General features: G+C 39.7%; 14 protein-coding genes. 10 read left to right on the forward strand and 4 right to left on the reverse strand.

Annotated elements, in window-relative coordinates:
- Positions 1-62: 62 nt before the first annotated feature.
- Positions 63-713, reverse strand: coding sequence for a bifunctional phosphoribosyl-AMP cyclohydrolase/phosphoribosyl-ATP diphosphatase HisIE (gene hisIE / locus H6G08_RS11235; RefSeq protein WP_190541830.1), 651 nt, complete (start codon positions 711-713; stop codon positions 63-65).
- 100 nt (positions 714-813) lie between these two features.
- Entirely contained in the window at positions 814-1,002 is a 189-nt protein-coding gene (locus H6G08_RS11240) for a ChaB family protein (protein ID WP_190541833.1), read from the reverse strand.
- Positions 1,003-1,109: 107 nt separating this feature from the next.
- On the opposite strand from H6G08_RS11240, the gene hemL reads away from it, so the two are divergent.
- Positions 1,110-2,408 carry a glutamate-1-semialdehyde 2,1-aminomutase gene (gene hemL, locus H6G08_RS11245; protein ID WP_190541836.1) on the forward strand — a complete coding sequence of 433 codons (1,299 nt, stop codon included), beginning with the start codon at positions 1,110-1,112 and terminating at the stop codon, positions 2,406-2,408.
- 120 nt (positions 2,409-2,528) lie between these two features.
- On the forward strand, positions 2,529-2,825 hold the full coding sequence (locus H6G08_RS11250) for a hypothetical protein (RefSeq protein WP_206758295.1): 297 nt from the start codon (positions 2,529-2,531) through the stop codon (positions 2,823-2,825).
- On the opposite strand, the gene H6G08_RS11255 is transcribed toward H6G08_RS11250, so the two are convergent.
- Positions 2,803-3,372, reverse strand: coding sequence for a Spy/CpxP family protein refolding chaperone (locus H6G08_RS11255; protein WP_190541841.1), 570 nt, complete (start codon positions 3,370-3,372; stop codon positions 2,803-2,805). The genes H6G08_RS11250 and H6G08_RS11255 overlap by 23 nt on opposite strands.
- Before the next feature lie 232 nt (positions 3,373-3,604).
- Here H6G08_RS11255 and H6G08_RS11260 point away from each other — a divergent pair, with 232 nt between their 5' ends.
- From H6G08_RS11260 to H6G08_RS11270, 3 genes are all read left to right on the forward strand, one after another.
- Positions 3,605-4,840: a sensor histidine kinase gene (locus H6G08_RS11260; protein WP_190541844.1), complete on the forward strand. Its 1,236-nt coding sequence runs from the start codon at positions 3,605-3,607 to the stop codon at positions 4,838-4,840.
- Entirely contained in the window at positions 4,837-5,499 is a 663-nt protein-coding gene (locus H6G08_RS11265) for a response regulator (RefSeq protein ID WP_190541847.1), read from the forward strand. The genes H6G08_RS11260 and H6G08_RS11265 overlap by 4 nt, the downstream gene beginning before the upstream one ends.
- 71 nt (positions 5,500-5,570) lie before the next feature.
- On the forward strand, positions 5,571-5,921 hold the full coding sequence (locus H6G08_RS11270) for a hypothetical protein (protein ID WP_190541850.1): 351 nt from the start codon (positions 5,571-5,573) through the stop codon (positions 5,919-5,921).
- A gap of 57 nt (positions 5,922-5,978) precedes the next feature.
- On the opposite strand, the gene H6G08_RS11275 is transcribed toward H6G08_RS11270, so the two are convergent.
- A complete protein-coding gene (locus tag H6G08_RS11275; RefSeq protein ID WP_190541854.1) occupies positions 5,979-6,404 on the reverse strand; it encodes a nucleoside deaminase in 426 nt (141 codons plus the stop codon).
- A gap of 91 nt (positions 6,405-6,495) precedes the next feature.
- Between H6G08_RS11275 and H6G08_RS11280 the strand changes: the two genes are divergently transcribed.
- The 5 genes from H6G08_RS11280 to H6G08_RS11300 all read left to right on the forward strand — a co-directional run bounded on the left by H6G08_RS11280 (position 6,496) and on the right by H6G08_RS11300 (position 10,608).
- Positions 6,496-7,287 (forward strand): ion transporter, encoded by a 792-nt coding sequence (locus H6G08_RS11280; protein ID WP_190541857.1) that lies wholly within the window; start codon positions 6,496-6,498, stop codon positions 7,285-7,287.
- Positions 7,288-7,435: 148 nt separating this feature from the next.
- Complete coding sequence (locus H6G08_RS11285; protein WP_190541860.1) at positions 7,436-8,398, forward strand: TIGR04222 domain-containing membrane protein; 963 nt, start codon at positions 7,436-7,438, stop codon at positions 8,396-8,398.
- A gap of 290 nt (positions 8,399-8,688) precedes the next feature.
- Positions 8,689-8,961 carry a ribbon-helix-helix domain-containing protein gene (locus tag H6G08_RS11290; RefSeq protein ID WP_190542150.1) on the forward strand — a complete coding sequence of 91 codons (273 nt, stop codon included), beginning with the start codon at positions 8,689-8,691 and terminating at the stop codon, positions 8,959-8,961.
- A 253-nt stretch (positions 8,962-9,214) separates the two neighbouring features.
- Entirely contained in the window at positions 9,215-10,051 is an 837-nt protein-coding gene (locus tag H6G08_RS11295) for an MbnB/TglH/ChrH family RiPP precursor modification enzyme (RefSeq protein ID WP_190541862.1), read from the forward strand.
- Positions 10,042-10,608 carry a hypothetical protein gene (locus H6G08_RS11300; protein ID WP_190541865.1) on the forward strand — a complete coding sequence of 189 codons (567 nt, stop codon included), beginning with the start codon at positions 10,042-10,044 and terminating at the stop codon, positions 10,606-10,608. Before H6G08_RS11295 ends, H6G08_RS11300 begins: the two co-directional genes overlap by 10 nt.
- The last annotated feature ends 134 nt before the right edge of the window (positions 10,609-10,742 follow it).

Genomic DNA, 10,742 nt, shown 5'->3' on the forward strand with positions numbered 1-10,742 from the left:
TTTTGAATTTTGAATTTTGAATTGTTTGTCCTCCTTGTCCCCTTTTGCGATCGCACTCATGTTTACCGTCGGCGTTTTTGTAACTTCCGGTAAACATCCTTGACATCGACTTTATGATGTGCTAAAGCCACTAAAGTATGGTAGAGCAAATCTGCGACTTCACCAGCGATCGCATCGGCGTCATCATCTTTAAAAGCCATGACTACTTCAGCAGTTTCTTCGCCTATCTTTTTCAAAATTTTGTTATCGCCACCAGCAAAGAGCTGACAAGTGTAGGAATTTTCTGTAGGGCGATCGCGGCGATCGCAAATTACCTGAAATAATTGTGACAAGGTATCTCCCGGTGGTGCCACAATTTGTCCTTCCACTTGATGAAAGCAACTGCGTTCTCCGGTATGACAAGCCACATCTCCTATCTGTTCTACACCGATGAGGAGGGCATCACTATCACAGTCATAACGGATACTATGTACCTTCTGGATATGACCAGAAGTCGCCCCTTTGTGCCAGAATTCCTGACGGGAACGACTCCAAAACCAAGTTTCTCCAGTTTCTAAAGTTTTTTGTAAAGACTCCCGATTCATCCACGCCATCATTAAGACGGTGCCATCAAGATAATCTTGGACGATTGCTGGCACTAAACCTTGCGCATCATATTTAATTTTTTCCACAGGGATGGCGTGGTGTAGTGAATTGGGTTCTGTAGAAGACATACCAGCTAATTTTTTTAGTGAGAATGATTCATTGATTCACGATACCATTCTCAATAGGGCATCTGATACGCTTTTCGTAATTGCAGCTGCTGATGTTCTCTTAAACGAGAACCCTTTTATCCATAGCCGACTGCATTTTAACTGCACTTAAAGCGACTTGATGCGCCTTTGTAGCTTCACCGTACCAATGAATTGCCGAGTTAAACGCCGCTCGGTAAATATCTTGGTATGCTTCAGGCAATCGATTTCTAATTTCTAAAGGCAAGTCTTGATTTGACTTGTATAACATAACGTTATTTTTTTGGTTCCTATAATTCTATACGATAGATGTTCTAAGCAGTTTTTCACCCTATCCTGAGATAGAGCTTTTTATTGCCACTGATTTAGGAGAGAACCTTGGTAAATACGACGATTAAAACAACCAAATCACAAGAAATCTTCGCTGCTGCCCAAAATCTTATGCCCGGAGGCGTCAGTTCTCCCGTGCGTGCATTCAAATCAGTAGGTGGACAACCAATTGTTTTTGATCGCGTTAAAGGCGCATACATTTGGGATGTAGACGGCAACCAATACATTGACTACGTGGGTACTTGGGGGCCGGCGATTTGTGGCCATGCTCATCCAGAAGTGATTGCAGCCCTTCATGAAGCCTTAGAAAAAGGTACAAGCTTTGGTGCGCCTTCTGCCTTAGAAAATGTTCTCGCAGAAATGGTGATTGATGCCGTACCCAGCATTGAAATGGTCAGATTTGTCAATTCTGGGACAGAAGCTTGTATGGCTGTGCTGCGGCTAATGCGGGCGTTTACAAATCGGGAAAAAATCATCAAGTTTGAAGGCTGCTATCACGGGCACGCCGATATGTTTCTTGTCAAGGCGGGATCTGGTGTAGCTACCCTTGGCTTACCCGACTCCCCAGGCGTACCTAAATCAGCAACTGTCAATACTTTAACCGCGCCTTTCAACGATTTAGAAGCTGTTAAAGCTTTATTTGCGGAAAACCCCGATCAAATTGCTGGGGTAATTTTAGAGCCAGTTGTGGGTAATGCTGGATTTATTACTCCCGATGCTGGTTTCTTGGAAGGGTTAAGAGAAATTACCCAAGAAAATGGGGCTTTATTAGTCTTTGACGAAGTCATGACAGGCTTCCGCATCGCTTATGGTGGCGCGCAAGAGAAATTTGGTATTACCCCCGATTTAACCACCCTGGGTAAAGTCATTGGTGGTGGTTTACCAGTAGGTGCCTATGGCGGTCGTCGCGATATCATGTCCATGATTGCCCCAGCTGGCCCAGTTTATCAAGCGGGAACTCTGTCTGGTAATCCTTTAGCGATGACAGCAGGAATTAAAACCCTAGAATTGCTGCAAAAACCAGGTACTTATGAGTATTTGGAAAAAATCACCCAAAAGCTAGCCGATGGCTTGTTGCAAGTCGCTCAAGAAACCGGTCACGCGGCTTGTGGCGGTCATATCAGTGCTATGTTTGGCTTATTCTTTACAGCTGGCCCTGTGCATAACTACGAAGATGCGAAAAGCTCCGATACAGCCAAATTCGGGCGTTTCCATCGCGGGATGCTAGAGCGGGGTATTTATCTGGCTCCTTCTCAGTTTGAGGCTGGATTTACTTCTTTAGCGCACACTGACGAAGATATTGAGCAGACTATAGCTGTGGCGCGGGAAGTGCTATCTAGTTTGTAGGCTAGAAACTCACACAAGGGCGGGGAAACCCCGCCCCTACCAAAATTGTAATTACGTATCAGATGCAGATTGGTATAAGAAAACAACCCCACTCTATTCAAGGTGGGGTTGCTAATTTTTATGCCAGATTCAAGATTTTGCGGTTTATTCTACCAATTAGAAAAAAGAATGCGACAGATTGTAGGGGCACTGGCACTGCCATGCCCTCTAGAATATTTTGATGTGTCGCAAAGATTATATAAATATTTTTGGATTTTGGCGTTGTTGAGTATGAGTAAAGAAGAACGCGAAAATTCAGACTTCTACAAGAGGCTCCATGAACTGCGTTCACAAAGAACAATAAAAGTCAATCTTCCCATGCCCAATGCCCAATGCCCCATGCCCATTTTTCACCCTATTGTTGTGTACCTTGGTTAGGATTGCGTTGTTGTTGTCTTTGTTGCCAACGTGCGCGTGCATTCTCGCGAAATTGTTGCATTTTTTGCCGTTGTTCGGGAGTGAGTAATGCTTGAATTTTTTGTTGCGATGACTCCATTATTTGTCTAACTTCAGCAGATTGCATTACTTGCTTAAGTTGGGTTTTTTGCTCTTCAGTTAGATTTAACGCCGCAAAAGCTCCTTTTTTACCACGCTCACCTCTTTGACGCGGAGCTTGTTGATTTTGATCTCTTTGTGCTTTTAATTCATTTAATTTATCTCTTTGTTCTTGGGTGAGGTTAACTCTACTAAGAACAATTTGTTCAATTTGGTTGCGGGTATCGCGTTTAATTGCTTGAATTTGGGTTTTTTGTGTATCTGTAAGTCCTAGTTGATCCCAACCTCCTTTACGTGGAGTTTGTTGGTTTGTGGCTTGTGAAACTTTGAAGTGTGAACCACCAGCGCGTTGGGCTTGAGCGGTAAAAGGAATAGCTGTTAAAGTTAAAGCGATCGCACCAGCTATTAATGATAATTTTTGAGCTTTCATGGATGACCTCGTGTGTGGTTTGCTGTTTGATGTCACCATCATAAGAACTCATCACTAAAAATCACATGGGGAGAAAGTCACGACTACAACCATGACTTTAGTCATTATTGATTTGTGAGTAATAATACTAGTCAACCAAGGTAATTTAAACTAGGCTTAGAAAATTCCTGAATGCAGAAAGGCAGAGGGTAGAATCTGCCTTAAGGATATATATTTACGCTAAATTACCTATATGAAACGTTCTATCCAATTACACAATCACCCTTTTAAATTTTTACTTTATTTAGAGTGGATATTATTAGCGATCGCTACTATAACGGCTGTGATGCCAAATCCCGCACCACCACCGCGATTTGCTGCTAGGTTTCCCGAACCCACGCCAGAAAGTTTAATTATTTCTACTGGTTGTTTGATTGTTTTTGGTTTAATGGGTTTAAGATTACCAACTGGTAGCCAAATAGCTAAAGTTATCTATACTGCTGCGGAAATAGTTTTAATTTTAATTACTGGGTTTATTGGTGGTAGAATTTCGCGCTTATTCCCTTTTATATATATTATTTTAGTAACTCGCAGTTGCTTAATTTTTAATTTACCAGGACGTTTAGTAGTTACGGCTATTTCGTTTATTTTATTTTTGCTGACACTCAAACGGCGCTTACACAATTTTCCGCTATCACCGCAAGCTTTAGAACGCTTTCAATATTTTACTTTGAGTTTATCTTTATTATTTGGGCTAAGTTTAATTTTCGTTTTACTATTGATGAATACGGTATTATCTGAACGTCAAAGTCGGGAAGAATTAGCACTAGCAAATGAGAAGCTGCGTCAATATGCTGTGAGAATTGAAAATCAAGCAACTTTAGAAGAACGTAACCGCATTGCTAGAGAAATTCATGATTCTTTAGGACATTCGCTGACGGCGTTAAATTTACAATTAGAAACTGCTTTAAAACTTTCCCAATCTAACCCTAGTAAAGCTCACAGTTTTTTAGTCAGAGCAAAAGAATTAGGTTCTAAAGCTTTACAAGATGTCAGACAATCTGTCTCTACTATGCGTTCTCATCCTTTGCAAGAGAAATCTTTAGAACAGGCGATTCCCGGATTATTAGACGATTTCCAACATGCAAATGGGTTTTCACCAATTTGTGTAATTAATTTAGAAACTTCTCTTTCTAATGAACTGAAAACTACGATTTACCGCATTCTCCAAGAATCGTTGACGAATATTTCTAAATACGCGAAAGCAACAGAAGTTAGGATAGAAATTGAAGAAAGTCCGAGAAATTTACGTTTAAGTGTCCAGGATAATGGCGTAGGCTTTGATTTTCGGCAAAATACCACCGGTTTTGGCTTGCAGAGTATGCGCGATCGCACTTTAGCTGTGGGTGGTGTATTTAATATTATTAGTACTCCTGGGCATGGTTGTAAAATTATAGTAGATATCCCCCATATTAGGTTAAGTAGATGATTAAAGTATTACTTGTAGATGACCAAAGTTTAATTCGTCAAGGATTAAAAGCATTATTAGAACTGGAAGCAGATTTAGAAATAGTCGGAGAAGCTGAAAATGGACAAATGGCGGTTAATTTAATTGAGAAATTACAGCCAGATGTAGTATTAATGGATATGAGAATGCCAATTATGGATGGTGTTGCAGCTACGCGAGAAATTCACAAGCGGTTTAGTAATATTAAGATTTTAGTATTAACTACTTTTGACGATGATGAATATGTGAAAGCTGCACTACAAAATGGCGCGATGGGTTATTTATTGAAAGATACCCCTTCAGAAGAATTAGCTGAAGCTATTCGTGCTGTAGATAAAGGTTATACTCAACTAGGGCCGGGAATCGTCCAAAAATTGTTAACTCAGTTTCCCAGTTTAGAAGCAACTCAATCACCACCTATACCGCCGAGTTTGGCAGAATTAACTCCGCGAGAGAAAGAAGTTTTACGGTTAATTGCGCAAGGTGCGAGTAACCGCGAAATTGCTAAACAACTTTACATTTCTGAGGGGACGGTGAAGAACCATGTTACAAATATGTTAAATCGGCTAAATTTACGCGATCGCACTCAAGCAGCAATTTTTGCTAATACATATTTATCTTATTTAAATGAGTCCGATTAAACTTAAATTAAGAGTTGAAATATTCAGCAATAAAATATAACTTATTTCAGAAATTTTATATAATAATTACTATGGATGAAACCGTAACCTTATATCGTCCTACTAGCCCAAAAGAATTAGAATTAGTCAAGCAAAGCGGTTATACTAAATGGCCGCCAAGATTACCCGAACAGCCGATTTTTTACCCAGTTACTAACGAGCAATATGCTAAGGAAATTGCTACTAAATGGAATGTCAGGGATAGCGGGGTAGGTTATGTTACCCGCTTTCAAGTTAAAAAGTTATTCATGGATAAATACGACATTCATCAAGTAGGTGCATCTCACCATACAGAATGGTGGATTCCTGCTGAAGAGTTAGAAGATTTAAACAGTAATATTGTGGGTTACATTGAAGTTATTGGCGAATTTCGTAACCCGTAATTTTTCAGTTAAAAAAACTGCGTAGCTGGCGTTGATAAATTTAGGCGCAAGCGACGTTTATTTAAATAATTCCAAACATTCATTTTTTAAAATACCTTTAGTCACTTTGATATTTCTAAACGACTTAGATATAACTTCTTCACAAGAAATATCAATTTGTGATTGATTCACAGAAATCAAATCTTGAATTGAAGCACCATAGATAATTTCTGATATACCACTCCAAACGCAAGCTGTGGCGCACATCGGACAAGGTTCGCCAGTGGTATAGATGGTATAACCTGTTAAATCAGGCTTTTTAATTTTAGCTGTTAAACTACGAATAACATTGATTTCTGCGTGAGCCGATGGATCGTTATCTCGTCTTACAGTATTATGACCTACGGCGACGATTTCGTTATCTTTGACAATAACGGCACCATAAGGGGAATCACCTTTTTTGGCTTCTATTAGTGCTAGATGCATAAAGTCTTCAGGTTGCATATAAGTGTGGGGGGTGTGAAATATCCTAGTTAAGAATACCGTATTTTCAATGTTATGCTACGCAAGTTAGAAAAATAGCTAATTGTTAAATATGTTACTTAGTAGAGAAAAAACTGAATTTTACTTAACAGATATAGAGACACCAATCGGGCAAATAATTAATTTAACTATTGCGGGATTGGTACTATTATCATCAGGAATTTTTGTGGCAGAAACTTATAATATTCCTGATAATATTCGGTTTCAGTTAAATATTGTCGATACTGCTATTTTTATAATTTTTGTCGTTGAATATGTTTTGCGGCTGTGGAGTGCGGAAAATAAGGTTAAGTATTTTTTGAGTTTATACTCGATTATTGATTTAATAGCGATTTTACCTTTTTTTCTGGGAGCAGTGGATCTGAGCTTTATTCGCTTGCTGCGGTGGTTCAGAATTTTAAGGTTAATTAGATTTATTGACAGAAGGTTTTTCTTTGGTAGTATCAGTACTGAAGATGGGGTCATCTTTGCCCGGATATTATTTACTTTATTTGCCATTATATTTGTTTATTCTGGGTTAATTTATCAAGTTGAACATCCAGTTAATCCCCAGGGTTTTGCAACTTTTTTAGATGCCTTATATTTCTCCATAGTAACAATGACAACTGTAGGCTTTGGTGATGTCACACCAGCTTCAGAATTAGGGCGTTGGTTAACAGTATTTATGATTTTGACAGGGATTGCATTAATACCTTGGCAAGTTGGTGATTTAATTAAGCGATTGGTAAAAACTGCTAATCAGGTAGAAACTATTTGCACGAATTGTGGTTTAGCTTTTCACGATGCAGATGCAAGGTTTTGTAAAAGTTGTGGGGCTAAGTTACCTATTGTCAATAGTCAATAGTCAATAGTCAATGGTCAATGCTCAACAGTATCCTAAAATATTTCCGTAAAGCTTGGGAATGGAATTGTAGAAATAGACCAGCGTGAATAAACATAGGGCTTTTGTTGCCAGCCCAGAAGTTGATTGATGCCAATCGGGAGTAAACTTTATGGATGCCTTGCTACATAATCCTATAGCAGATATGTACGGGCCGGATTTTCTACTGTTGTATGGCAGTGTTATTATCTTGATCACAATCGTCTGTGGATGGTTTGTACAAGATCCGACAAAAAATCAATCTTTACCTTTAATTCCCAGTCAACCAGATCCCTATGAAATTGCTTACTTACGTTCGGGTGCGGTAGAAGTTGTAAAAGTAGCGATTTTGAATTTAATTCAGAGGGATTATTTACAAGTTTCGGAACAATTAATTAGGCGCACATCGAAAGATAATTTATCTGAGCTACAGCCGATAGAACGTGAGGTTCTTGCTAGCTTTTCTTCTCATCCTGGAACCAAATCTTTAGAGTCAATAGCCGCAAAAGTGCAGTCTTACTGCCAAATTTACGAAGGGCAGTTAGACAATGAGCAATTACTATATAATCAACAATGGCAAGCAGCAAATATTCAAGTTGGCTTGATTGCAGCGACAATAATTTTGAGTTTAGGGGCGTATAAACTCTTCATCGCTTTAGGAAAAGGACGGCATAATGTAGGGTTTCTGATTGTGATGGCTGTCCTGTCAATTATGTTTATTATATGGTTTGCGAGTAGGCGATCGCGTTTAAGTATTCGCGGTGAAGCCTACCTCAAACAACTGCAACAAACCTTTGCTGAATCGAAAACCAAGGTAAAATATAGCTTACCTTCTGCATTTGACTATAACTTGGTCGTCGCACTATTTGGTGTGGAAGCATTAGCTGGTACTACCTACGACTCATATTACAAAATCTTCTTTCCCACAAGATTCTCTAGTAGCACTAGCAGACAAAACAACTCTAACGGTAGTTCCTGTAGCAGTAGCAGCTGCGGTAGTTCTTGCAGTAGTAGTAGTTCCTGTAGTAGCGGGAGTTCCTGCGGTAGTTCCTGCGGTGGTGGTTGTGGTGGTTGTGGCGGTGGTTGCGGAGGTTAGCAAGATTTAAGCAAATTGGCGAAATTCCCCTCCCGACTTCGTTAAGGGAGGGGTGCATAACGCTGGACGCGACGAAACACCACAATGCAAGCAATTAGATACAATTAAGGTAACAAAAGCTATGTTTCCGTTGATTGTATCAGGGCAAAAACTTGGAGAAGGTTGCAAAAGATGGTACTAATTATCTCAAGTTAGTCATTGATACTAAATTTTGGCACAACCAGGCATGAAAATCTATCTTTCCTATCCCCAATGCCCTATACCCAATGCCCATTTTCAAGTTAGAAAATATGTATATTCAACTTAAACCTGAACACGAGCAATTTATTCAAGCGCAAATGGCAACTGGTAGATATGAAAATGCGGACGATGTGATTGCCAAAGCTCTAAAACTACTAGAGGAATGGGAAAAAGGCTATCAAGAATGGGAAGAAGAAACCCGTCAAAAAATAGCGATTGGACTTGCTCAAATCGAACGTGGAGAAGTGGTTGATGGTGAAGTAGTAATGGCGCGATTAACTGAGAAAATACGAAAAGCGCGTGAGAATCCACTCAAGATTTAGAGGAAATTTTAGATTATTTTTTAAGCAAATTAGAAGATCAAAATAGTAGTTAGCATAATCTCTTCCATAACTCTTTACTTCGTGTTCTTTGCGTCTTTGTGGTTCGTTTTTCTGAATTTTTACCTAATCTTAGCCACAATTGTGAATACTGAATCGGTATTCTAGGCGTGAAGTAAGGAAACTCGCCCTTACTAATGGTTTTATAGCCATTATATACAAAGTTTTGTTGCAATAATCTGTTTTATCTCCGGAAATGATATTATCTCAGCTTCCAACTTTAGGCACGGGGTTAGGTTTTCGCCAACCATTTAAAAGCGATTTGTTTCTTAACCGCCAGCAAGTAGATTTTCTGGAAATTGTTGCTGAACATTATCTAGATTCACCTTGGCACAAACAACAGGAATTAGAACTACTGGCGGCACATTTCCCGATAATTCCCCATGCTATTAATTTATCATTGGGTAGTGCTGAAGGTTTGGATGTAGATTATTTGCGGAAACTAGCAGCACTAGTAAAACAGCTTAACCCGCCTTGGTGGAGCGAACATATTTGTTTTACTCAAGCTGGTGGGGTGGATATCGGACATTTATCACCCCTACCTTATACTCAAGAAGCAGTAGAAGTTGTCTGTCGGAATATCGCTGAGGTGCGGCGTTGGATTGATATGCCGTTTATTGTGGAAAATATCACTTATATGGTGACGCTTCCCGGTGCGGAGATGACAGAAGCTCAGTTTTTAGCGGAAATAGTAGAACGCGCTGATTGTGGCTTGCTGTTAGATGTGACAAACCTGCATACTAATGCTGTCAATCATGGCTATAACATCGATGATTTTCTCAATCAATTACCTTTAGAACGGATAGTTCAGTTGCATTTTGTCGGCGGACATTGGCATGATGGTGTATTGATTGACAGTCATTCTCAATCTACCCCGGTGGAAGTTTGGCAATTGATGGATAAAGTTGTTGCTCAGGTTCCGGTAAAAGGGATTGTATTAGAAAGAGATGAAAATTTGCCATTATTTAGCGAATTAGTGGGAGAACTACAACAAGCTAGAGAAATCGGTAGGAGTCATCAGCGATGGGGTTAGCACAAACACAGCAAGTTTTAGCCCAACTTTATACTAATTCACAATTGAGACAGCGTTTTTTTGCTAATCCGCAAAGTGTGGGTGCAGAGTTGGGATTAACTGAACCACAGATACAGGAATTAGCTGCAATTTCTAGCGAACAGGTAAATATGTTTGCGAATTCTCTCAAGTGGAAACGGTTAGGAGAGGTGCGCGAACTCTTACCAGGTACAGCAAAGGTATTGGGGAAAAATTTCAACGATTTATTTTGGCGATATGCGGAAACTTATATCCCCCAGGGTATCAAGAAACATCGCCTAGATGCGATCGCATTTGCTAATTTCATCCAAACCCAGAAAATTGAGCCGGTTTGGGTAAGGGATTTGCTGCGTTACGAAAAAACCTGGCTGTTAGCTTATGATTCTCCGCGCTGTTTGCGGGTGTGCTGGTTTCTTTACCCTGTTGATAAGCTGGGAACTACAGAAAAGATATCTCGCCAACTAACTTTAGCAGTTTGGTGGCGGTTAAACGAGCGATCGCGCTTACATCATACTTTGCGCTGGTGGCCGATTCCTTAGTCTTTTATTTCCTCTCTCTGTACTTAAACATTAATCAGTCGCCAATTCTCCGCGTACCTTTGCGCTTACCTTTGCGTACCTTTGCGTTTAAATTTCATTTATGCAACCCTGCAACAATCAGGAATAATCTTATT

It is taken from the genome of Calothrix anomala FACHB-343, assembly GCF_014696435.1.
Classification (GTDB): domain Bacteria; phylum Cyanobacteriota; class Cyanobacteriia; order Cyanobacteriales; family Nostocaceae; genus Aulosira; species Aulosira anomala_A.